Here is a 23,194-nt window from a genome sequence, read left to right as displayed (position 1 = left end):
GGATGAAATGAGGAGATTTTCCGCAAGACAAAGGCAAATTCTCATGTTTCTCCTGAACCGGAAAAACGGGGTGACAGCCGCCGAAATCGCAGAGACAATCTCCGTGAGTGTGCGCACAGTGCACCGGGAGATGGATGATTTGGCCTTAAGACTGAGCCCTTACGGTCTCGAGCTGTACCGTAAATCGGGAACCGGCATATCGATTCGCCTGCTGGGCGGAGAAGTTCCGGGAGAAGAGACGCTCAAGGAGTTCCGTGAAACGGTGCTGTCCGTCAAGCCGACAGACTTCTCCGGCGAGGAACGGCTGATTCTGTTAATGTGCGAGCTGCTGGAGGCTGTGGAGCCGGTTAAAATGTTTGCTCTCGCCCACACGATGAACGTAACCTCGGCAACGATCAGCAATGATCTCGATGTACTGGAGTCTGAGCTGTCCAAACTCAAGCTAAACTTGATTCGGCGCAGGGGCTACGGTGTAGAGATTGAAGGGGAAGAAGAGAATATTCGCGCAGCGATTGCCCAAATTGCTTCCGATGAGCTGGAATATTCAGATCTGATCGGGAATTCCCCCTCTAAGGAAGGCTTGGTTACCCGCCGACTCCTGCAGCTTGCAGGCAAAGCGAACTTGCTGCAATTGGAGAACAGTCTTTGGGATATGAACTGGGATTGGACCGAGAGGCTGAGTGAGCAGCATTATACCTCGCTACTGATCGCTCTATCCGTGATGCTAACCAGGGTTGCCTCGGGCCGGGTCATTGAGATTCAAGAGGCAGATCTGCAGGCAGAGGGCGGAGAACAACAGGTCATCGACCAGGCCAGACAAATTGCAGGCGCGCTGGAGCGGGAGTTCGACATTCAACTGCCTCCGGGGGAAATTCATCATATCGCAAGACTATTTCTGGCGGCCCGGGAGGATTCGCCGGAATTAGCCCGTGTCGATCTGGAAATCATGGATATTGTCGAGCGTCTGATTGAAGAGGTGGTCAAGCGAACAGGACTGCCCTTTCATGAAGATCGATCGCTTCGTGTCGGGCTTCAAGAGCATTTGAATCCGGCACTGAAACGGATCAAGGAAGGAGCAAGAATCCGCAACCCGCTGCTCAGTGCGATTCGCAAGGATTACGAAGAATTGTTCAAGGTGATGCGCTCTTCTGTCAATGAAATTAAAGGCGGCTTCGAAGTGCCTGACGAGGAGATCGGTTTTCTGGTCATGCACTTTGGCGCCTCGGCCGAACGGTTAAGCCAGCTGGGCAGAAATGTGAAGGCGATTCTGGTCTGCTCCAGCGGCCTTAGCTCATCCAAGCTGTTGGCTACAAGGCTGGCCAAGGAGATGCCTCAGATTGAAGTGCTTCGTAATGCTTCCTGGTATGAAGCAGCAAGGCTTCCGGAGGAGGATTATGATCTTATTATTTCAACGATTAATCTGCCGATTCCTGAGGATCGCTACATCCGCTTGAGCCCGCTGCTAAGCCAGGAGGATGTGGAACGGCTGCTTAACCATATCCAGAGCATCACACTGCGGGAGCGCTCGGCTCCCAGGCAGGCGGACTTCCAGGAGGAGAGGGCGATTCACCGGCTTGTAAAGCTGGGGAACATGCTTCATGAAATCGTCTCCCTGCTAAAAGGCTTCCGGCTGTATGAATTGGATAATACCGATTGGTCCCTGGAAGGAATCTTGGGGGAAGCGCTGGAGCTAATGAATGCCTCGGGGGCCGGAAGCGAAGATGGAATGATTGCAGATGTTCCGGCGGTCGTGCAAAGGTTGACGGATCGGGAGCGTATGGCGACCCAGATTATTCCTGGCACTTCACTAGCATTGTTTCACACGAGAAGCAGGTTCATCCACAACAGGGCTGTTTCCTTATTCAGATTGACTCAACCGATGCTATTAGGTCAAGGAGAGCCCGTCCAGGTCATTCTATTAATGCTCGCTAATCGCGAATTATCAAGGGAGAGCCTTGAGGTATTAAGCGAGATCAGTTCCTTGCTGCTGAAGGCTGAAGTGGTTCAGTTGCTGGAAGTCGGCTCCGAGGAGCAGATTCGTAATGAATTGGCTGAAGAGCTGCTGTCTTTTTTTGAGAATAACTAATAATATTAGCTTCAGAACAAAATCTGACTGAAGGAGAGAGAATTGATGAGCATACTGTCTACAGAGAAAATTGTATTGGATGCGAAAGCAAGTCATAAAAATGAAGCCATCCGCCTGGCTGGTGAATTGTTAGTAAAAGCGGGCCATGTTACTGAGGATTACGTGGATAAGATGCTGGAACGCGAAGAAATTGTATCCACCTATATGGGGGGCGGACTGGCAATACCCCATGGCACCAAAGAAGCCAAGTCCCTGGTTAAATCGACGGGGATGTCGATTGTACGCTTTCCGGAAGGGATTGATTTTGGCGGGGATGAGCCTGCGTTTGTCGTGATCGGCATTGCTGGAGCAGGCGGCGAGCACATGGGGATTTTGACGCAGGTTGCCATGATTTTCTCGGATGATGACAGCATTGAGAAGGTCATGGATGCCCGGACGAAGGAAGAAATTCTAGCCATCTTCCAAGGAGGAGATTTCGCATGAAGGCAGTCCATTTTGGAGCGGGGAATATCGGACGGGGATTCATCGGGCTGCTTTTGGCCCGTTCCGGATATGAGGTATGCTTTGCCGACGTCAACGAGCGTCTTGTCGACGCCTTGAAGGAGCGTAAAGAATATCCTGTAACCCTGGCGGATGAGAAACAGGAGACAACGATTGTTACCGGGGTAACTGCGGTGAACAGCAATACAGAAACGGCTGAGCTGGTTGAAGCCATCGCTGAAGCGGATCTGGTCACGACTGCTGTCGGTGTCTCTATCCTGAAGCATATTGCCGGAGCTATTGCCAATGGCATCCTCCAGCGCGCAGAACGCGGATCGGCACCCCTACATATTATTGCCTGCGAGAATGCCATCGGCGCAAGCTCTCAATTGAAGCAGCTGGTCTATGAACAGCTGGATGCTGAAGGAAGAAAGTACGCGGATGAGCATATTGCCTTCCCGGATGCCGCCGTGGATCGTATCGTGCCGCTGCAGCAGCATGAGGATATTCTGAAGGTTGTGGTGGAGCCCTTCTTCGAATGGGTTGTGGATAAATCTCAACTGCTTCCGGAGCATCGCGTGATTGAAGGAGTCAAGTATGTAGAGCATCTTGAGCCTTATATCGAGCGAAAGCTGTTTACGGTGAATACGGGCCATTGCTCGGCTGCCTACATTGGAAACCTGCATGAATATGATACGATTCAGACAGCGATGAATGATGCCGAGGTCGTCAACCATGTGGCATCTGTTCTGAAAGAAACAGGAGCGATGCTGGTTGCTAAGCACGGCTTCGATTCAAAAGAGCATGAAGTCTACATTGCAACCACGCTGGAGCGCTTCCGGAATCCGGCTCTCAAGGATGAGGTAGCCCGGGTAGGGCGTTCTCCTATCCGCAAGCTGTCCCCGCTTGATCGTCTGACTTTGCCGGCATTGCGCGGACATGAGCTTGGCACCGGGTATTTGTACTTGGCGAGAACAATGGCCGCAGCTCTGTTCTTTAACGCAGCAGATGATCCTGAAGCGAAAGAAGTACAGACAACGCTTAAGGAGCATGGTCCGGCTTATACCATCAGTAAATATTCGCAAATTCCTGACTCCCATCCGGTACATCAGGAAGTGATGAAGCAATATGAAATTCTTCAATCCCGTATCTAGTTAACACAAAGAATGATCGGTATCGTCGCCGTGCTGCCTCTCCGTGAAATGCGGATTTGCGGACGGCGATTATTTTTTTTCAGAAGGGCATATACTTTCATCATAGCTGGTCCGACTCCGAGTTCCGGAAGGGGGACACAAGGATGGAGCAATTGATGAAGAGTAAAGCTTTTCGTTACGGGGTATGGCTGCTTCTTGGTTTGGTCATCTTGTATTTCATTTGGCTGCTGCGTCCCTTGTTTGCAGTGGTCTACCGGTTTCTCAGCACGATCTTCGCCCCATTTATTGTTGCGATGATCATCTCATATGTCTTGAATCCTATTGTTCGTATGCTAGGCAGCCGGAAGGTTCCACGGACAGCGGCGGTGCTGCTGATCTATGCGGTATTCCTGACCAGCCTGGCCGTGATTCTAATGAATGTCATTCCGATGTTCGTTGAGCAGGTGGAGGAGCTTGGCGAGCATTTGCCCCAGATTACCTTTCAGACGCAGCAGCTTATGAATCGTTGGGATGAGGGGATTTTTCCGGGGAGTATTCGAATGGGAATGAATAATTGGTTTTTTCAGCTGGAGCATCGGCTTGCGGCTTCCATCTCGGGCTTTCTGGATAATCTGGGAACCACGCTTGGCGTTGTATTTAACGCGTTTATCGTACCGTTCTTGATTTTTTACATGCTAAAGGATTTCGAATCGATAGAGCGCATGATATTGCGTGTCCTTCCGAAATCGCGCAGAAAGTCCATTGTAACTTTGCTTAAGGATATCGATGAGGCGCTGGGCAATTACATTCGCGGTCAATTGCTGGTCTGCGTGATTATTGGCGTGCTTGCCTATATTGGTTATATGATCATCGGAATGCCCTTTGCCCTGCTGCTCGCAGGCATTGTTGCCGTGTGCAACATCATTCCCTATGTGGGACCGTTCCTGGGAGCGGCTCCTGCCATGCTGATGGCAACCACGATTTCGTGGAAAATGGTCCTGCTGGTGCTGCTCGTCAATATGATCTGCCAGACGGTGGAGAGCAATATTATTTCACCTCAAGTCGTAGGCAGAACCTTGCATTTGCACCCGATGTTTATTATTTTCGCTCTGCTTGTCGGAGGGGAGATCGGCGGGATCATCGGTCTCGTATTGGCTGTCCCTTTCTTCGCCGTATGCAAAGTGGTAATCCAGCATTTCTACGCGTACTACATTCGCAGGAAAACAGCTTAGCTGCGCCAAATTTAAAGCGCTGTGAAGCAGATTGACAGCAGAGAGGTCCGCTTATATACTAAATTTATATGTCTGCATGCTGATAAAAACGTTGACGAAAAAAAGTATGTCCGCCCGATTTTCCCAGAGAAGGTGTTCCTTCCCCGCTGCGATACGTAGTTTACTGACGTAATACTCGGGGAATGGCTGAAAGAACCCGAATCTCGCCGGACAGAAACGCTGTTTTCCGAGTGTGAGTTAAAAATTCACCGGCTGGTGCCCGTTATCGGACCGTACAAGGCGATCGCCTTCTGTGATGTCTATTTCAGAAGCGATAACCAGGGTGGTACCGCGAGATAATCGTCCCTGATATTCAGGGGCGTTTTTTCTGTTTGGCACCATTTTGCTTCACATTTCATGGTACAGGAGGATGTTATAGATGAAAGCAAGTGAAATTCGCTCTAAATGGCTGCAATTTTTTGAAGGAAAGGGACATAAGGTGGAGCCCAGCGCCTCGCTCGTTCCCCATAATGATCCGTCCCTGCTCTGGATTAGTGCCGGCATGGCGCCGCTTAAGCCGTATTTTGACGGACGGGTCAAGCCTGACAATCCGCGTCTGACCAACTCGCAAAAATGCATTCGTACCACCGATATTGAGAATGTCGGCAAGACGCGTCGTCACCATACCTTTTTTGAAATGCTGGGGAACTTCTCGTTCGGGGATTACTTCAAGGTGGAGGCCATTACCTGGGCATGGGAATTTTTGACCGGTAAAGAGTGGATTGGGCTTGATCCTGAACGGCTGTCTGTAACCGTGTATCCCGAGGATGAGGAAGCGTTCAAGCTCTGGAACGAGGTCGTCGGCATTCCGGCTGAACGGATTGTTAAGCTGCAGGACAACTTCTGGGATATTGGCGAGGGTCCGTGCGGGCCATGTACCGAGATTTTCTACGACCGTGGAGAGGCTTACGGGGATCTTAGCGATCCGGAATGCTATCCGGGCGGAGAGAATGAACGATTCCTGGAGGTATGGAATCTGGTGTTCTCCCAATTTAATCATAATAAAGACGGCAGTTATACGCCGTTGCCAAATAAAAATATTGATACCGGTGCAGGTCTCGAACGCTTTGCTTCTCTTCTGCAAGACGTGGATTCCAACTTTGACACCGATTTGTTCCAGCCGATTATTCAGAAGAGCACCAGTCTCGCCAAGGTGACTTACGGGGAAAAGGAAGACGTCGATGTGGCTCTGAAGGTTATCGCCGACCATATCCGTACCGTAACCTTTGCTGTTGCTGACGGTGTTCTTCCATCGAATGAGGGCAGAGGCTATGTTATCCGGCGTTTGCTGCGCCGTGCGGTGCGTTACGGCAAGCTGATCGGATTGGATAAACCGTTCATGTACCAGCTGGTGGAGACTGTTGGCGATATTATGGGCGGATACTATCCGGATGTCGTTACAAAGCGCGAGTTCATTGAGAAGGTTATTTCCTCGGAGGAGGAGCGCTTCCATGAGACGCTAAGCGATGGTCTCGCCATTCTCGCCGAGATGAGTGCCGAAGCTAAAGCGGCAGGGAAAACTTGGATCGGTGGGGCAGATGCCTTTAAGCTGTACGATACCTATGGTTTCCCGCTTGATCTGACAGAAGATTTCGCGGCTGAACATGGGCTCGGCGTTGACCGGGAAGGGTTCGAAGCGGCAATGGAGGAACAGCGCGAGCGCGCTCGTGCGGCCCGGCATGAAAGCGGCAGTATGAAGGTGCAGGGAGGGGTCCTGTCCGACTTTACGACTAAAACAGAATTCATTGGATATAATGAGCTTGAAGTTAGCTCCGAAATTATAGCCTTGATCGCGGACGATCAGTTCGTGGATGTTCTGACTGCCGGTCAGAGCGGCCAGGTGATCCTGTCGAAAACTCCGTTCTATGCAGAAAGTGGCGGTCAGGTCAGCGATAGAGGAATGCTTCAAGGCGAAACGGGAGCGGCTGAGGTTCAAGGCTTGTTCAGGGCTCCGCATGGTCAGCATGTGCATCAGGTTACGGTTACGGCTGGCGAGCTTCGCAGCGGTTCCAGCGTGAAGGCCGAGGTGAACCGGGAGCTTCGCGGCGGTGTGGTGAAGAACCATACAGCGACCCACCTTCTGCATAAGGCGCTTAAGGAGACGTTGGGCGAGCATGTCAATCAGGCGGGCTCCTTGGTGGAGGCTGATCGCCTGCGCTTCGACTTCTCGCATTTGGGCAGCATCAGTGCTGAGGAACTGGCGACGATTGAGCACCGAGTGAATGAACAGATTTGGAAGGCGCTTGATGTCAAGATTGAGCTGAAGCCGATTGATGAAGCGAAGGCGATGGGAGCCATGGCTCTGTTCGGTGAAAAATACGGTGATATCGTTCGTGTTGTACAAGTCGGCTCTTATAGCTTGGAGCTTTGCGGTGGCTGCCATGTGAGCAATACAGCCGAAATCGGCCTGTTCAAGCTGGTAAGCGAGAGCGGTATCGGCTCCGGTGTTCGTCGGATTGAAGCGGTAACGGGCCGAGGCGCTTATCTGTTTATGGATGGTCAGCTTGAGCTGTTGAAGCAATCGGCGGCATTGCTTAAGTCCAATGTTTCCGATGTGCCAAAGCGTATTGAAGCATTGCATTCGCAGCTTAAAGACCTTGCCCGTGAAAATGAGTCTTTGCAAAGCAAGCTGAGCGCAATCGAGGCCGGCGAATTGACAGACCGCGTGATTGAGGTTGGAAATACCAAGCTGTTGTCGGTTCAGGTTCAGGCGAGCAGTATGGACGCGCTGCGAGGACTGGCTGACGAGCTAAAGGTCAAGCTCCCGGATACAGTTCTTGTACTTGGTGCAAGCGTAGAAGACAAAGTGAGCTTTGTCGTTGTTGTACCGCAAGAGGAAGTGAAGCGCGGGCTGCATGCCGGCAAGCTGGTGAAGGAAGTTGCGGCTGTCTGCGGCGGCGGCGGCGGCGGCCGGCCTGATATGGCTCAGGCCGGAGGAAAGGATATCTCCAAGCTGGAGGAAGCCTTGAAGCTGCCGGCTAAGCTGATTGCTAAGTAATCAATTGCTATGTGAATATATCCAATATTAGTTGGACTGATAATACGGATATTAGGCATAAGTGTGAAGTGTGGTGATAGAAGCGGTAGCGTTCGCCTTTGTGAGCGGATTTCTTCCTTATGGTGGTTCAATCAAAGAAATCCGCGAACAACAGCGATCGTAGCCACACTTCATACGTTGCCAGCAGAACGTGGCATTAGTAATCCAACTTATAAAACCGGATATTTCCTTATGAGGCCCATGATGTGATATAGTAAAGGTAGAATTAGACTCAACTAGGCAAACGTGCAGGCCGCAGTTTGAAGAAGCGAGGTGTTATCGTGGACTCCATGGATAAAACCGTCAAGTTTAATGTCACTGGCGACGAGCAGGAGGCTTCCTCGGAGGAAATCCTGCTTGCGGTATACGAAGCGCTCAAGCAGAAGGACTACAACCCGATTAATCAAATCGTTGGTTATCTGTTGTCCGGAGATCCGGCCTACATTCCCCGGCATAACAATGCCCGGAGTTTGGTTCGGAAGAAGGAGCGCGACGAACTGATCGAGGAATTGGTCAGATATTATCTTGCCGGACATCGTTAGGAGATTTCATGAAAATTTTAGGATTGGATTACGGGGATCGGCGAATCGGAGCAGCTGTCAGCGATGCTTTCGGCTGGACTGCTCAAGGCCTGGAGGTTATTGAACGCCGCAAAGAGGGAACCGAGCTTGATCGGATCGCAGCCCTGGTGCAGGAGCATCATATCGAGGAGGTTGTGGTTGGACTTCCGAAGAATATGAACGGCACCATCGGCCCCCGTGGTGAATTATGCATAGCCTTTGCCGAGGAACTGAGAGCATTGCTCCAGCTTCCCGTTCATTTATGGGATGAGCGTTTAACTACAGTATCTGCCCATCGCACGCTGATCGAGGCGGATGTCAGCAGGAAAAAACGCAAAGGGGTCGTTGATAAAATGGCCGCAAGTCTGATTTTGCAAAATTATTTGGACTCTAAGAGTCAAAGGTGAGGGTGATCGCACATGTCTAAAGATCGTATCGGCAATGAAGAAGAACCGGAAATTATTTACATCCCTGATGATGAGGGGAATGAAGAAGAATTCGAAGTGATTATGAAATTCGAAGTCGACGGTTCGGATGCCAAGTATATGATGGTCGTTCCTTTGGATTCAACTGAACAGGAAGATGAAGAGAGCGAAGAAGTATACGCATTCCGTTACGAAGAAGACGGAGATGACCTGAAGCTGTATACTATAGAGAGCGATGAGGAGTGGGAAATTGTTGAAGAGACGTTCAACACCCTCATTGATGAGTTTGACGGAAGCGAGGACGATCATGACTGAGTATCGGGCGGATCAGGTGGTATGGACTACCCGTGTCATGGATGCCTTCGGTGAGATTGTTGAATTGCAGGATGAGACAGGTAAGGTTTCCTACTATTCCGTGGAAAAGGAATTTGACGTTGCAGGTAATTCTTATGCCGTTCTGCGGAATGATGAAGGCCGTGATGAAGATGAGCCTGAACTTCTGAAGATCGTTGTACTGCCGGATGGAGGACTCGAACTCGTTACGATTGATGACGATGAAGAGTGGGAAAATGTAGCAGAACTGTATGATGAATTAACGTTCCCGGAATAGACCGGGTCTGGAATGTGTGATATCATAGATCGGACTGGGAAGGGCGGGACAACCGCTCTTTTTGGCTGTAAAGGGGTTGATCTGTTGAGGAAGGTATTGAAAGGGCTCGGGATTCTGGTTCTGATCCTGATTCTTGGCGCCGCCGCAGGCGGGTGGTATGTATATTCCGGCATGCAGCCGGTGGACTCAGCTGAACAGGATGTGCGAATTACGATTGAGCCGGGAACCGGAACGAGCGCCATTGCAGATCTGTTGGAAGAGAACGGCCTTATCAAAAATTCATTCTTCTTTGTATCTTATCTGAAATGGAAATCCGAAGGGAGCAAGTTTCAGGCGGGTATCTATGATTTGAAGCCAGGCGTAACTTATGACGAGATTATCGCCAAACTCAATTCAGGCGATGTGGTAAAGGCGGAGATGATTCGCTTTACAATTCCGGAAGGCTATACTGTTATGCAGATGGCGGATAAGCTTGCAGAACAAGGGATTGCGGATAAAGAGATATTTTTAGAGCTGGTGCAGCAAGGAGATGGGGTGACCTCTTCATTGTCAGGTGATTTGCCTAGCGGAGATGCTCTGAAATATCGTCTGGAGGGATACCTCTTTCCAGAGACGTATGAGCTGAAGAAGGGGAGTACAGAAGCCGATATTATCAATCGGATGCTAGAGGAGACAAACAAGCGGCTTAACGGAATAGCTGATTTTGATGCCAAATTGTCCAAGACCGGTCTTTCTCTGAACGAGCTTATGACAATTGCTTCGCTCATCGAGCGTGAAGTGGTTGCGGACGCTGAACGGAGGCTCGTGGCCGGCGTAATCTATAATCGGTTGGAGACGGACATGAAGCTGGAAATTGATGCAACGGTTCAGTATCTGCTCGACAAGCCCAAGGAGCGGTTGCTTAACTCGGATCTGCGCAGTGTAGACAGTCCCTATAATACTTATCTGTATGCCGGGCTGCCGCCCGGTCCAATTGCTGCGCCAAGCTTGAAGTCCGTTGAAGCTGCGCTGGAGCCGGAGGCCTCCGAGTATTTGTTCTATGTAACCAAAAAGGATGGAAGCGGAGAGCATCTGTTTGCCAAGACATATAAAGAGCATTTGAAGAACATCGAGACTAGCAAGAAATAGGCTAATTAATTGAGGTGAACAAGCAATGTGCAAGAAACCTGAGCTTCTGGTACCTGCAGGGTCGCTGGAAGAGATCAGCGAATACCTGGGCGCTGGTGCGAACGCTGTATTGATTGGCAATGTAAAATACGGGATGCGTTTGCCCGGTGATTTTTCGATCGAAGACATTCGGAAGGCTGTTGCCTATGGGCATCAGCACAATGCGAAAATATATGTAAGTATAAGCAAGCTTTTTCATAATGAGCAATTGGAGGAACTCAGGACTTATATTCTTCAACTGGCAGACGCTGAGGTAGACGGGATTCAATTTGGTGATCCTGGCGTTCTTAGACTTGTCAAAGAGATTGCTCCCCAACTGCCGCTTCATTGGAATGCCGAGATGACCTCGACCAATTATTCGACCGCCAATTATTGGGGGGACCGAGGAGCGAGCAGGGTAGTGCTTGCCCGTGAGCTGAATATGGATGAAATAACAGAAATGCAGCCGTCTCTTCGTATCGAGTCAGAGGTGCAGGTTCATGGCATGACCAATATCTATCACTCGAAGCGCCGCCTGGTCAACAGCTATATGACCCATCAGGGGCGCCCTGTCTCCGGAACAGACCTGGGTCCAAAGCGCGGGTTGTTCCTGATCGAAGCCGAACGCCCGAATGAAAAGTATCCGATTTATGAAGATGAGAATGGCACGCATATCATGAGCTCAGATGATTTGTGTATTCTTGAGGATTTGCATGTATTGCTGGCAGCCGGACTTGACAGCTTTAAGATCGAAACCATGATGAAGCCGGTGAGCTACAACAGGACAGTGATTCAGGTGTATCGCCAAGCTATTGATACTTATATGGAAAGTCCTGAAGACTATGAATTTAATGAGGCGTGGATGGACGAGATTCGCCGGGTTCAGGATCCCGAGCGGGAGCTCTCCTTCGGCTTCTTCTATAAAGAGCAGGTTTATTAATCCAGTAGAGAGGTGAACGAAGATGCAGACAACAACCAAGACACATGTGCGTAAATATTCAGGCAGACGAAATCGCCTCAGCAAACCGGAATTGCTCGCACCTGCCGGAAATTTGGAGAAACTGAAGTTCGCGATTCATTACGGAGCAGATGCTGTATATATTGGGGGACAAAAATATGGCCTTCGTTCGAATGCGGATAACTTCAGCTTTGAGGAAATGCGCGAAGGCGTTGAATTTGCCAAAAAATACGGGGCGAAGGTATTCGTTGCCACGAATATTTATGCCCACAATGAGGATCTGGGCGGAATCGAGGAATATTTACGCAACTTGTACAATGCCGGGATTTCAGCCGTTATCGTAGCGGATCCGGTTATTGTCCAGACGGCGCAAAAAGCAGTGCCTGGCCTCGAGGTTCATTTAAGTACCCAACAGTCCACCGTGAACTGGCAGTCTGTTCAGTTCTGGAAGGAAGAAGGTCTCCCGCGGGTGGTGCTGGGCCGAGAGACAAGTATGGAAGAGATAGAAGAGATCAAACGGCATGTAGATGTCGAGAATGAAGCCTTTATCCACGGTGCAATGTGCTCCTCCTATTCCGGACGATGCGTATTATCGAACCATTTTACGGATCGTGACTCGAATCGCGGCGGGTGCTGTCAATCCTGCCGCTGGAAATATGATCTGTTTGAGGATGCGCGTCCGGAGGCTGAGACATGGATCTCGGAGGAAGAAGCGCTTAGTGATCCGGTTCTGCAAAAATTCCAGCTGGGAGTTAACCAGTTGCCGCAATTTACGGAGGACGACAATGCCTTTACGATGGGCTCCAAGGATCTGTGCATGATTGAGCATGTTCCGGACCTGATCGATGTCGGTGTTGACAGCTTTAAGATTGAAGGACGGATGAAGTCTATTCACTACGTTGCAACGGTAGTCAATGTTTACCGTCAAGCGATTGATTCATACATGGCGGATCCGGACAACTATGTCCTCAAGCCGGAATGGATCGAAGAGATCAATAAAGCAGCGAATCGTCCGCTGAACACCGGCTTCTTCTACGACACGCCGGATCATGAGGACCATATCTATGAGCCTGAAGAGAAGGCAGCTCCTTATGATTTTGCCGGTCTTGTGATGGAATATGATTCCGAGACAGGCATGGCAACGGTGCAGCAGCGCAATCACTTCAAGCCCGGGCAAGAAGTGGAGTTCTTCGGTCCGGGCGGCACCTTCTTCAAGCAAACGGTCGGAACGATCTGGGATGAAGAAGGCAATGAGCTGGATGCAGCACGCCACCCTCTGCAAAGAGTGAAGTTCAAGGTAGACCGGCCGGTATCCTATTTTGATATGATGAGAAAAAAGAAGTAATAAAATGAAATTATCAGAAGAGGGTGTCCCAGAAGTCATCATAAGATGAACTGAGGGCACCCTCTTTCATTTCGTCAAGCAAAAAGAAACCGCTCTCTGGGAAAATGGAGGTACCACCCAACCATAAACCACAAGGAGACGGTTTCTTTGCACATTCGATATAGCAGGGATCAACTCTGTTTTCAATATAAGCAATGCGGTCATTTGGTCTAAGGAAGTAAGCACTTGGTCTAGTTCAACGGACATTATGTCTCCTTACGGTCCACCTTTGGATGAACCAGAATTGTAACGGACATTTTGGCTGCTTAGAGAGTAGAATCGAGTGAACCAGAGTCGTTTGAGCGTCCTAAGCGTCCGAAATGTCCGTTAGCCCTTCGAATCATGAGAAAAAGTCTGCTAAGAGGCTAGAATGTCCGTTAGCGAGTTTAAAATATCCGGCAGCGAGCAGCAAATGCTAATCAGAGAATCGGTTGCACCCAAAGAGGAGTCTGTTTTGGGGGAAGGCGATTCAAGTGTTCCGTAAGGATCTGCCTCCCCTTGTTGACAATCTGCTTAAAAAAGCAGCCATAGACGATAAAAATCAAAGAGATAAGCGAAGATAGACCGCTTAACCCCTTGGTTTTTTTATGAATCATCCTATTTTGTTGGTAGGAATGTTCCAAAGTATGCTTTTGGGGCACCCTTTTCTTTTTCTGGAAATCGTTTGCACGAAAGGGGTGGTGTGGGACGAAAGTCCTTATTTGATTTTTGGATCAAAAAAATGTAATTTTCGGTATGAACTTTTCCGATATTATAGAGGAAGTCGTCAGAGCATGTCGAATTATGCACGTAAGGATGTCGTACCACCAGATCGAAACTGGTATGACTTTAATCCCATGCTTAAAGTACGATGACTATTACGAGCGGTAGGTGAGTATGAATGGGTATGGTTCCTAAGAAGAAGGAGCAAGACACGGACAGCAAGGAATCGAAACGGAAAGGCCTTAATGCTTTGAAGGAGAAATTGAAACCCCCTTCATTGGAAAAGGCCGGGGGCGGCTGGAGATCATCTCTGGGCAAGATGGTGCCAGGTCAGATTAACCCTAATAAGTCGGTTGGCGTAAAATTGTTTTTAATCTTCTTTATAGCAATTATGACGTTTGTTCTGGCCATCGGTTTTGTGTCCTATGGAGTCGCAAAAAGTACGATTCAACGAAACGCAGAGACTTCCAATACACAGACCATATTGCAAACCACGCAGAAGCTGGATATTGTATTCCAAAAGTTTGCGGATAATCTGCAGCAGGCATTCTTGGATGATGAGATGCAAAAAGCAATTACGGAAGCTTATCTCCCGGGATTGTCTGATTATGACCGGTTTACGCAGGTGACAAAGATGAGAACTCGCCTGAATGGTCTAACCTTTTCAAATGATGGATTCACAGCGATTTATATGCTTTCAGGCAAGCAGGCTATTGATGATATCAGCGCAGGCAATACCGATCCAGCGCTCCTGAGCACAATCAGGGATACGGAATGGTTTAAGGATGTCTCTGATAAGACGATGACCCAATGGATGCCTGTTCCGAAAGAAGACGGCAGCACACCCGAAGTCTTCCGACTGGTCCGTTCGGTTCAGAGCGTAACCAGTATGGAGCGTTTTGTGCTGGTGGCAGATATTAAAATTAAGGTGCTGGAAGACTATTTGAAGGAAGTTTCTCTTGGAGATGGCTCTGAAGTCAAGATGTTGACGGCTGACAATTTTATTGTAAGCTCTTCAAACGTAGAGAGTGTTGGTCAGACAGATACGATCGATATGTCTAAAGCCGGAACCGATTCATACGGCAGCTTCGTAACTAAGGATCAATCCGGTGAAAGTGTCCTGGCTGTATTCGTACAGCATGAGATGACTGGCTGGAAGCTGGTAGGAACTGTAGCAACTTCCGAATTGACGAAGGATGCTAAGAGCATTTTGAATTACACTTTTCTGTCTGCATTAATCGTTGCCTTGATTACTACCTTGATTGCGGTCTGGATGGTACGAATGATTGCTCATCCTTTAGGCAGAATGAAGGAATTAATGGAAGAGGGAGCCAAGGGGAATCTCAAGGTCCGTATGGAAACAAAGGCCAAGGATGAAATCGGACAGCTCTCGGTCAGCTTCAACCTGATGATGGAGCAAATTACATCTCTGGTTAGTCAGACTAATCATTCCGCTCAAGATGTGCTGGAGACTGCTGCAGAATTGACGGATGCTTCCAATAAAACAGCGATCTCCGCGAGAGAAATCGCTTCGGCAACCGAAGAAATTGCGAATGGCGCAACCAGCTTAGCGAATGAAGCGGAGCGGGGCAATTCGTTGACAGATAATATCGCCCGTCAAATGGAGCATGTCATCAGTGTGAACCAACAGATGGAGCAATCTGCGCATCAGGTTCACGAGTCCAGTCAGCGCGGAACCGAGTATTTGAACGGTCTGCTTGACAAGACGGAAGCTTCCGCCGAGATGATCAGCCAATTGACCAACAAAGTAGATGAATTGAAGACAAGTACATCTTCGGTGATGAAGGTACTGGATGTCATGAAGAATATTACACAGCAAACCAATATTCTGTCCTTGAATGCAACGATTGAGGCTGCACGTGCCGGGGCTGCAGGGCGAGGCTTTATGGTCGTGGCAGACGAAATTCGTCAATTGGCGGATCAGTCCAAGCAATCGATTGCCATGGTAGGAGAGATTACCGATAACATTCAGAAGGAAATGAATGAAACGGTACAGGCGCTCTCTGATGCCAGCCCATTGTTCCAGGAGCAAATGAGTTCTGTGAAGGAAACAGGACAAATCTTTGTCTCTGTACAACAGCAAATGGATAACTTCATTACTCATCTGGACAAGGTTACCACTTCGATTGATCAGTTGAATGAATCGCAAAATATTCTGTCCGATGCGATGAGCAACGTTAGCGCAGTGGCCGAGGAATCCTCTGCCACTTCTGAAGAAGTTGCATCGTTAAGCAGCGAGCAGCAGACGATTGGGGAACAGCTGGTACAACTGTCCATGAAGCTAGAGAATGTGTCGACAGGCTTGAAGGACTCATTGTCCAAGTTTACGGTATAATCATCCTAATTTGATATGAATGAGAAGGCAGGTCCAACATAGTCATAGGCTATGGGTGGACCTGCTTTTTATATGAAAAAGCAGCCGTTTAATTCGAATTGCCCCTGGAAGTGTGAACAATCTTTTCCCAGGAAATAATGGGAAGAGACAGGAGGCGGTTCAATTGCTAACGCGCTTGAAAAAACGGATATTTATCGTATTGCTCGCTTTTTCATTTTTTTTAACGGTGTTTGCCGTAAGAATGGGCTGGTTGGCATGGAGTGCTGCTGCGCGCCCTTTAACAGCTGGAGGAAGAACTATGAATGAACTGGCTGTCAGGCAACGGGAACAAGGGATTGAGCTTGATTCAGGGCGGGGCCACTTTGTTGACCGTGATGGGGTTAAGCTTACAGGAGGGATTCAATGGCTGCCTACTCTTTTCCCAATCCATGGGCTTCCTGAGACGAAAAGCTTGATGAAGCTTGCTGATCTTGTGGATATGTCACCGGATGAGTTGAAGGCGAGATGGAAGATGATTCAAACACCGCTTGCGCTAGAGGTAGCGAACAAGGAGTCTTCTAAACCGTCGATCGGTGATCTGCCCGAGGGAGCGGAGTGGTTGCCTTATATGAAGCGGTATCGGGAGGGGAGAAGCGGGAGTCAATGGCTCGGTTATGTCGCTCAGCGCCCCGATGTAATAAGAGGGTTGAAGATCGGACAGGAGTCCGGCAGGCCCTTTCCGATTCAAATGGAGGTCGGGGCTTCGGGTTTGGAATTATCCATGGATCGCTTCTTAAGAGGAATTGGCGGAACAAGAGTATCTTATGGCACCGACGGAAGATACCGCTCCATGCCCAGCATCGGAACCAGAATTCGAACGACCGATAATCCTTATTATCCTGTCCAGATCCAGACCACGATAAAGGAAGGAATTCAGCGCGAACTGGAAAAGCTTAGCGAGACCATGAAGGTTGAGGAGGGAGCGATCGTCGTCCTGGATGCACGGCAGGGGGATATTATAGCTATGGTCTCAAGGCCCTTTTATGATCCTAGCCATATTCAAGTTGCAGATGGAGCTTGGAGCAATAGAGCAGTCAAGGCAGAGGCCCCAGGGTCTATATTTAAGCTGGTTATAGCTGCAACTGCTCTGGAATCCGGCGTGACCAGGCCTGGAGAAATGTTTCATTGCTCTGGAGAATATCACCGCTACGGTATATCCTGCTGGAAGACCGGAGGTCATGGCGATATTTCCTTGGAGCAAGGCTTGGCGCAATCATGTAATGTGGTGTTTGCCGAGCTGGGAGAGCGTTTGTCACAGGCCCAAATTGCAAGAACCGCATCTGCTCTGGGATTATCTCACAAGATCGGATGGTATGCTGACTCCTTCATGGGCGGTGAGGAGCTACGACAGATTGATCAGGAGGAGGCGGGGAGGGTCTTTCATCCAGCGGTCCAGGTTGACGGTGGTGTACTGGCTCAAACGGCACTTGGCCAGCGGGATGTGCTGGTAACTCCGCTTCAGGCAGCAAATTTGGTAGTGACGCTGCTTCATAATGGTCAGTTATTTTCCCCCCGATTGGTCAGTAAGGTTCTGTACAAGGATGGCTCCACGATGGCTGAATTTCCTGCAAAGAAGTTGGGGCGTGAAGCAGTGATTTCTCCCAAGACGTCACATCAATTGCTTGTCATGATGAGACGTGTCATCACTGAAGGGACTGGAAGGTCAATGAGGTCCTCAAAATGGGAGTTAGCAGGCAAATCTGGAACCGCCCAAGTTATAAAGTCGGGTAAAAAGCTCAATCAGCAATGGTTCATCGGTTACGGGCCGGTGAGTGAGCCTCAATATGCCGTAGCTGTGCTGGTCCAGAACCGTCCAGCCGGGTCGCACCATCTTGCGGCCGACGTATTCCGGCGGGTGATGGATATTCTCGCGCAGGATACGGATGTGTCTTAGTAGGCAGCTTTAGTCGTCAACAGCTTCTTTTCCAAAAAAATGCCCCAACTTGGCAGGTCTGTATGATAAAATAGTGGGGATGCTATGCTTTAGGGCATGCCAAAGTCATGAACTATAGAAAAGTGGGGAAGACGACATGGAGACTTTGCTGCTGTGGTTATTTTATATTTCATCGCTATATGCTTTTATTCCCGGCTTGATCACAAGAATCTTCGGGTTTCGCGTGTTTAGGCGCGGCATAAGCAAGGAATACTTCTCACTGACCTTTGATGATGGTCCTGATCCTCAATATACGCCGGAATTGCTTGATTTGCTGAAGCGTTATGATGCCAAGGCTACGTTCTTCGTGGTTGGCTCCAATGCAGAACGACATCCTGAGCTGCTGAAGAGAATGCACGAAGAGGGACATTTGATCGGTATTCATAATTATGTCCACAAGACGAACTGGCTAATGGGACCTGCTGAAGTGAAAAGGCAGATTCAGAAGACAGGCAAGGTGATTCTGGACGCAACCGGCGTGCGCACGCACTTTTATCGACCGCCCTGGGGGATTGTGAACCTGTTTGATTTTGCCAAGCGAAATGAAACTCAGATCGTTCTCTGGTCGGCGATATTCAGTGATTGGCGGGTCAAGCTTGGCGCCGACAAATTGACGAAGCGGATGCTGAAGAAATTGCGCGGTGGCGAGGTATTTCTGCTGCATGACTGCGGTGCGACGCTGGGAGCCAATATGACAGCACCGAGGGAAATGCTGATTGCGCTCGAACGTGTATTGAAGGAAGCAAGAGACCGTGGTCTGAACAGTATCCGCATCGATGAGATGATTCGGATCAGCGAAGTGTCCAGGGAGGGAAAAAAAGTGAAGCCGAGCTCTTCAGCTCAGCAAGCCGATTCAAAGAAAAAGCCGATTAGTCTGTTCAAAAAGACCATCGTTGCATTGTGGATGGCATGGGAGAAGCTGTTCCATCTGCTGTTCCGACTAAAGACGATTAACCCGGAAAACCCGCTGATGCATTTTCGCGTCCGAAGCTATCGCGGACAGCAAGTCACGATGAGTGATGGCTCTGTACTTACAGCAGGTGACCAGGTAATGGAACTGCATATTGATAACAAGCTGTTGTTCGAGCTGGGAATGAAGTCGAAGTCGCCTGTACAGCTTGCGATTAAGATGGTCCGGCGAATGGAGCAGGAGATGCCGCTGATTGCCCGTTATGTAACCGATCATGCGGAGCTTGCCAAGGTAAAGGCATTGTATGGGGTGAGTATGATAAACCGGGGGCCGGAAAAATTCGGATTTACAGTTACAGATCTTCCTAAGGGATTGTTCTCCGGCTCATCCCGGATTTACCTGAAGTTTCTAATGCGGGTCATCCATCCAGAAGGCGGATCACGCTTGAATCAATCTCCGGAACTGCTGATTCCTAAACTGATCCTGATGCCGCTTGAGTATCTTGCCGAACATTATGCGGAAGATAGGTCACATCGGAATATTTCAGAGAAGCCGAATGAGAGCATAGAGGAGCCGGAGCCGGTTGCAATCACTGCAAGCCTTTAAAAAGCAGATAGAACTCATGGATTTTAAATGTTAATGTCATACTCAGTGAAAAGGGTGTCCCAAAATCATCACAGATGATTTGGGACACCCTTATTTTTTAGTAATTCTATAAGTTGAACTAAATATGCTGCGATGAAAGGGCGTAAGAACACTTCACACGTTGCCCAAAACGTAAAATTCATTAGTTCAACTTAGTTCAACTATATAGTTAGATTTTAAGCACGCCGCCGGAGCTGGCGTTCGTTACAAGCTTGGAATACCGCGCGAGATAGCCTGTCTTCACCTTCGGCTCGAAGCCCTTCCAATTGGAACGGCGGCGGGCCAGTTCTTCCTCGGCGACATGCAGCTCAATCTTCCGGTTGTTCAGATCAAGCTCGATGATATCTCCATCCTCGACGAAAGCGATTGGACCGCCTTCTGCCGCTTCCGGAGAGATATGCCCGATGCTGATACCGCGGGAAGCGCCTGAGAAGCGGCCGTCCGTGATCAAGCCGACCTTCGCGCCAAGCCCCATACCAACGATTTGGGAAGTAGGAGCGAGCATTTCAGGCATCCCTGGTCCGCCTTTAGGTCCTTCATAGCGGATAACAACGACAGAGCCTTCCTTCACTTTTCCGTTTGCGATGCCTTCCAAGGCTTGTTCCTGGGAATCGAAGCAAATCGCCGGTCCTTTATGGTAGCCACCTACCGATGGATCAACGGCGCCCACTTTGATAACCGAGCCCTCCGGCGCCAGGTTGCCGTACAGAATTGCCAGGCCGCCCTTCTCGGAGTGAGGCTGATCGATCGGATGAATGACGTTATGATCCAGAATTTCGCAGCCTTCAACGTTCTCGGCAATCGTCTTGCCGGTTACAGTGATACGATCGCCATAGATGGCGCCTGGTTTCTTGAGCAGCTCATGCAGTACGGCGCTTACGCCCCCGGCACGATCCACATCCTCGATAAAGATATCCGAGGCTGGAGCCAGCTTGGCGATGTGCGGCACACGGTTGGCAACTTCATTGATGCGCTCCAATGGATAGTCGATTCCGGCTTCCTGAGCGAGAGCAAGTGTATGCAGAACCGTATTGGTGGAACCGCCCATTGCCATATCCAAGGCAAAGGCATTGTCGATCGATTCGATAGTAACAATATCGCGAGGCTTCAAGTCGAGCTTGATCAATTCCATGAGCTGGCGAGCGGACTTCCGTACGAAATCGCGGCGCTCTTCAGCTACGGCCAAAATTGTGCCATTACCCGGCATAGCCAATCCCAGGGCTTCAGCCAGACAGTTCATCGAGTTCGCTGTAAACATCCCTGAACAGGAGCCGCAAGTCGGACAACCGAATTGTTCCAATTCATACAGATCGCCATCAGAGATCTGACCGGCCTGGTGAGCACCAACCCCCTCGAAGACGGAGGTGAGGGAGAGCTTGCGGCCCTTGCTGTCGACACCAGCCTTCATAGGTCCGCCGCTGACGAAGACGGTCGGAATATTCACCCGAAGGGCGCCCATCATCATTCCCGGTGTGATCTTGTCACAGTTCGGAATGCAGACCATGCCATCAAACCAGTGGGCAGATACGACAGTCTCAAGCGAGTCTGCGATAATCTCACGGCTCGGCAGCGAGTAGCGCATGCCGATATGTCCCATTGCGATTCCATCATCCACACCGATCGTGTTGAACTCGAACGGCACGCCGCCCGCCTCGCGAATGGCTTCCTTGACTATTTTTCCGAACTCCTGCAAATGCACATGACCCGGCACGATATCGATGTACGAATTGCATACCGCAATAAACGGCTTGCCGAAATCTTCTTCCTTTACTCCTGCTGCCCGCAACAAGCTGCGGTGAGGAGCACGGTCAAAGCCTTTTTTTATCATATCTGAACGCATTTTACCTGCTGCCATAGTAATGATCCCTCCATATCTATTTTGCTCTTGGTGAAATTTTGTAACTTTACACCGCTAAAGCTTTTTATAAAGTCTATCATATGTAATCGTGTTTTTCTAGCAACAGAATAAAGAAACTCCGGTACGCGATACCGGAGCTGTGATACGGAAATCCGCGCCTGGCAGGATCCGTCTACATATTAGGATTGCTGCCGCGTGCTCGTCCGCCCTTACGGCCGATGCTGCGATAGAAGTCCTTATCGTATTTTTCGGAGGTAGCTTCTCCGCCCTTTTGTCCGATTTCCTGATAAAATTCCTTGCTGTGCTTGCTGGAGGTAGCTTTTCCGCCCTTTTGTCCAATCTCCTGGTAGAATTCTTTACCGTGATTTTTGGAGGTGGCCTTTCCTCCGAGGCGTCCGGCTTCTTCCCGGCTCATCTTGCCATTTTCCCGTGCCATGCAGATCACTCCTTGGATTGATTTTTTGGTAGGGTATGGTGTTATTTACCACATGCTAGCAAGATGAAACTCGAAATGTGCCGAAAATAAAAAAGGAGCCCTCCGAAAAGGGCAACCAGGTTGTATGTTACTTGCTGACAGCCCCGGAATTTCCGAGAGCTCTGCGCTCCAGGTGCAGCGCCCATTCTACCGGAGGCTCAATTGCCGCTGAGGTCCATTTCTTGACCGTTGGCTGGCTTAGAAGGAGGGTGAGCAATACGGCGGAGGCGATGATTGCAAACGCACCGGCATAGCTATCAATATAATCATATAACGGTGAGGCGGCAGCCCAGCGGATAAGCAGCCCATGCAGCAGGAACACATAAAGGGTGCGGCGTCCATAATCGGTCAGTCTTGAGACCCGCTGCGGAACAAAGGCCAGGAAGCATGCTCCTGCGAATAACTGCAGGAAATAAAGAGTGAAACGGATCAATCCTGCGTACCAGTAAGCTGTGTCTAACTGCATATAGGTCATGCTGCCGTACAGCCAACCGGGCACTAATTCATTTCCTACGATCATAAGTGTAAAGAACAAGGTAAGTGATAGCAGAATTCCGACCACTCGGAATTTCTTGGTCAACAGCTGTCCGATCCAGGCAAAGGAGAAGTGGTAGCCTGCGATGAAAAAGGGCAGAAACACAAAAGTACGCGACACGCTCAACCAAGTACCGTCAAGCGGCAGATATCCGATTAGAATGCCAAGAATGACAGCGGCGGCAATCTGGCGCAGCGGCGACAGCTTTTGCAGAAGAAGGAGGATCAGGCGCCAGCACAGATGACTGGCAAGGAACCAGAGCAGCAAGTAGGGAGCGAAAAAGGAATGATGAATATGATCCACCTGAAATACGGTAACATCCAGAATGGAATACAGCGTCTGGAAAATAACATATTGCAACCCAATCTGTACTAGAACCTTGCGTCCTGTGCTTCCGGTTAAGCTGGTCTTGGCGAAATATCCCGTTACAAAAACGAATAGGGGCATATGGAATGTGAAAATCCACATATAGAGCGAGTTCATCCCGATCATGCGTGAGATTAACGGCTCAATGGCATTACTGACAAACACGCAGAGTATGAGCAGAAAGCGCAGATTCAGGAAAAACGTCTCTCCCCGCTGTTCCCATGTAGATGCTGACATAATGACGTTAACTCCTTTCTGCACATCCAATAAGGTTGATTTGAAAAT

The 23,194-nt window shown here is 49.5% G+C and carries 18 protein-coding genes; 15 read left to right on the top strand and 3 right to left on the bottom strand.

Going from position 1 to position 23,194, the window contains the following annotated elements:
- Positions 1 to 7 precede the first annotated feature (7 nt).
- From TX85_RS13580 to TX85_RS13510, 15 genes are all read left to right on the top strand, one after another.
- Positions 8 to 2,086, top strand: coding sequence for a BglG family transcription antiterminator (locus TX85_RS13580; protein WP_044479638.1), 2,079 nt, complete (start codon positions 8 to 10; stop codon positions 2,084 to 2,086).
- 45 nt (positions 2,087 to 2,131) lie between these two features.
- Positions 2,132 to 2,569 (top strand): PTS sugar transporter subunit IIA, encoded by a 438-nt coding sequence (locus TX85_RS13575; RefSeq protein ID WP_044479637.1) that lies wholly within the window; start codon positions 2,132 to 2,134, stop codon positions 2,567 to 2,569.
- Positions 2,566 to 3,720, top strand: a complete 1,155-nt coding sequence (locus tag TX85_RS13570; protein ID WP_044479636.1) for a mannitol-1-phosphate 5-dehydrogenase — start codon at positions 2,566 to 2,568, stop codon at positions 3,718 to 3,720. Before TX85_RS13575 ends, TX85_RS13570 begins: the two co-directional genes overlap by 4 nt.
- A 143-nt stretch (positions 3,721 to 3,863) precedes the next feature.
- The gene (locus tag TX85_RS13565; protein ID WP_044479634.1) at positions 3,864 to 4,931 is read left to right on the top strand and encodes an AI-2E family transporter; all 1,068 of its coding nucleotides are present in this window, start codon (positions 3,864 to 3,866) and stop codon (positions 4,929 to 4,931) included.
- Between the two features lie 418 nt (positions 4,932 to 5,349).
- Complete coding sequence (gene alaS / locus TX85_RS13560) at positions 5,350 to 7,968, top strand: alanine--tRNA ligase (RefSeq protein ID WP_044479633.1); 2,619 nt, start codon at positions 5,350 to 5,352, stop codon at positions 7,966 to 7,968.
- 320 nt (positions 7,969 to 8,288) lie between these two features.
- Positions 8,289 to 8,549: an IreB family regulatory phosphoprotein gene (locus TX85_RS13555; protein ID WP_044480076.1), complete on the top strand. Its 261-nt coding sequence runs from the start codon at positions 8,289 to 8,291 to the stop codon at positions 8,547 to 8,549.
- Positions 8,550 to 8,557: 8 nt separating this feature from the next.
- On the top strand, positions 8,558 to 8,974 hold the full coding sequence (gene ruvX, locus TX85_RS13550; protein ID WP_044479632.1) for a Holliday junction resolvase RuvX: 417 nt from the start codon (positions 8,558 to 8,560) through the stop codon (positions 8,972 to 8,974).
- Positions 8,975 to 8,986: 12 nt separating this feature from the next.
- Positions 8,987 to 9,307 carry a DUF1292 domain-containing protein gene (locus TX85_RS13545; protein ID WP_044479631.1) on the top strand — a complete coding sequence of 107 codons (321 nt, stop codon included), beginning with the start codon at positions 8,987 to 8,989 and terminating at the stop codon, positions 9,305 to 9,307.
- The gene (locus tag TX85_RS13540) at positions 9,279 to 9,602 is read left to right on the top strand and encodes a DUF1292 domain-containing protein (protein ID WP_316244886.1); all 324 of its coding nucleotides are present in this window, start codon (positions 9,279 to 9,281) and stop codon (positions 9,600 to 9,602) included. The genes TX85_RS13545 and TX85_RS13540 overlap by 29 nt, the downstream gene beginning before the upstream one ends.
- 84 nt (positions 9,603 to 9,686) lie before the next feature.
- Complete coding sequence (gene mltG / locus TX85_RS13535) at positions 9,687 to 10,730, top strand: endolytic transglycosylase MltG (protein WP_071784196.1); 1,044 nt, start codon at positions 9,687 to 9,689, stop codon at positions 10,728 to 10,730.
- A gap of 25 nt (positions 10,731 to 10,755) precedes the next feature.
- The gene (locus TX85_RS13530; protein WP_044479630.1) at positions 10,756 to 11,688 is read left to right on the top strand and encodes a peptidase U32 family protein; all 933 of its coding nucleotides are present in this window, start codon (positions 10,756 to 10,758) and stop codon (positions 11,686 to 11,688) included.
- A gap of 22 nt (positions 11,689 to 11,710) precedes the next feature.
- Positions 11,711 to 13,051 carry a peptidase U32 family protein gene (locus TX85_RS13525; RefSeq protein ID WP_044479629.1) on the top strand — a complete coding sequence of 447 codons (1,341 nt, stop codon included), beginning with the start codon at positions 11,711 to 11,713 and terminating at the stop codon, positions 13,049 to 13,051.
- 919 nt (positions 13,052 to 13,970) lie between these two features.
- Positions 13,971 to 16,148: a methyl-accepting chemotaxis protein gene (locus TX85_RS13520; protein WP_044479628.1), complete on the top strand. Its 2,178-nt coding sequence runs from the start codon at positions 13,971 to 13,973 to the stop codon at positions 16,146 to 16,148.
- A gap of 298 nt (positions 16,149 to 16,446) precedes the next feature.
- Complete coding sequence (locus tag TX85_RS13515) at positions 16,447 to 18,081, top strand: peptidoglycan D,D-transpeptidase FtsI family protein (protein ID WP_233500713.1); 1,635 nt, start codon at positions 16,447 to 16,449, stop codon at positions 18,079 to 18,081.
- A gap of 136 nt (positions 18,082 to 18,217) precedes the next feature.
- On the top strand, positions 18,218 to 19,636 hold the full coding sequence (locus tag TX85_RS13510) for a polysaccharide deacetylase family protein (RefSeq protein ID WP_044479625.1): 1,419 nt from the start codon (positions 18,218 to 18,220) through the stop codon (positions 19,634 to 19,636).
- A gap of 208 nt (positions 19,637 to 19,844) precedes the next feature.
- Here the strand turns inward: TX85_RS13510 and ilvD are convergent, their stop codons facing one another.
- The 3 genes from ilvD to TX85_RS13495 all read right to left on the bottom strand — a co-directional run bounded on the left by ilvD (position 19,845) and on the right by TX85_RS13495 (position 23,146).
- Complete coding sequence (ilvD, locus tag TX85_RS13505; protein ID WP_044479624.1) at positions 19,845 to 21,530, bottom strand: dihydroxy-acid dehydratase; 1,686 nt, start codon at positions 21,528 to 21,530, stop codon at positions 19,845 to 19,847.
- Positions 21,531 to 21,705: 175 nt separating this feature from the next.
- The gene (locus tag TX85_RS13500) at positions 21,706 to 21,969 is read right to left on the bottom strand and encodes a KGG domain-containing protein (RefSeq protein ID WP_044479623.1); all 264 of its coding nucleotides are present in this window, start codon (positions 21,967 to 21,969) and stop codon (positions 21,706 to 21,708) included.
- Between the two features lie 127 nt (positions 21,970 to 22,096).
- Positions 22,097 to 23,146 carry an acyltransferase family protein gene (locus TX85_RS13495; protein WP_044479622.1) on the bottom strand — a complete coding sequence of 350 codons (1,050 nt, stop codon included), beginning with the start codon at positions 23,144 to 23,146 and terminating at the stop codon, positions 22,097 to 22,099.
- Between the last annotated feature and the right edge of the window lie 48 nt (positions 23,147 to 23,194).

Source organism: Paenibacillus antibioticophila (assembly GCF_000455265.1).
Lineage (GTDB): Bacteria > Bacillota > Bacilli > Paenibacillales > Paenibacillaceae > Fontibacillus > Fontibacillus antibioticophila.
The sequence above is the reverse complement of the archived record's forward strand: the minus strand, read 5'-3'. Positions and strand labels throughout refer to the sequence as shown.

Excerpts from the sequence above, each read along its gene's own strand:
- TX85_RS13580 (WP_044479638.1), top strand. The coding sequence starts at position 8 with ATGAGGAGATTTTCCGCAAGACAAAGGCAAATTCTCATGTTTCTCCTG.
- TX85_RS13575 (WP_044479637.1), top strand. The coding sequence starts at position 2,132 with ATGAGCATACTGTCTACAGAGAAAATTGTATTGGATGCGAAAGCAAGT.
- TX85_RS13570 (WP_044479636.1), top strand. The coding sequence starts at position 2,566 with ATGAAGGCAGTCCATTTTGGAGCGGGGAATATCGGACGGGGATTCATC.
- TX85_RS13565 (WP_044479634.1), top strand. The coding sequence starts at position 3,864 with ATGGAGCAATTGATGAAGAGTAAAGCTTTTCGTTACGGGGTATGGCTG.
- alaS (WP_044479633.1), top strand. The coding sequence starts at position 5,350 with ATGAAAGCAAGTGAAATTCGCTCTAAATGGCTGCAATTTTTTGAAGGA.
- ruvX (WP_044479632.1), top strand. The coding sequence starts at position 8,558 with ATGAAAATTTTAGGATTGGATTACGGGGATCGGCGAATCGGAGCAGCT.
- TX85_RS13545 (WP_044479631.1), top strand. The coding sequence starts at position 8,987 with ATGTCTAAAGATCGTATCGGCAATGAAGAAGAACCGGAAATTATTTAC.
- TX85_RS13530 (WP_044479630.1), top strand. The coding sequence starts at position 10,756 with ATGTGCAAGAAACCTGAGCTTCTGGTACCTGCAGGGTCGCTGGAAGAG.
- TX85_RS13525 (WP_044479629.1), top strand. The coding sequence starts at position 11,711 with ATGCAGACAACAACCAAGACACATGTGCGTAAATATTCAGGCAGACGA.
- TX85_RS13520 (WP_044479628.1), top strand. The coding sequence starts at position 13,971 with ATGGGTATGGTTCCTAAGAAGAAGGAGCAAGACACGGACAGCAAGGAA.
- TX85_RS13515 (WP_233500713.1), top strand. The coding sequence starts at position 16,447 with ATGAATGAACTGGCTGTCAGGCAACGGGAACAAGGGATTGAGCTTGAT.
- TX85_RS13510 (WP_044479625.1), top strand. The coding sequence starts at position 18,218 with ATGGAGACTTTGCTGCTGTGGTTATTTTATATTTCATCGCTATATGCT.
- ilvD (WP_044479624.1), bottom strand. The coding sequence starts at position 21,530 with ATGGCAGCAGGTAAAATGCGTTCAGATATGATAAAAAAAGGCTTTGAC.
- TX85_RS13500 (WP_044479623.1), bottom strand. The coding sequence starts at position 21,969 with ATGGCACGGGAAAATGGCAAGATGAGCCGGGAAGAAGCCGGACGCCTC.
- TX85_RS13495 (WP_044479622.1), bottom strand. The coding sequence starts at position 23,146 with ATGTCAGCATCTACATGGGAACAGCGGGGAGAGACGTTTTTCCTGAAT.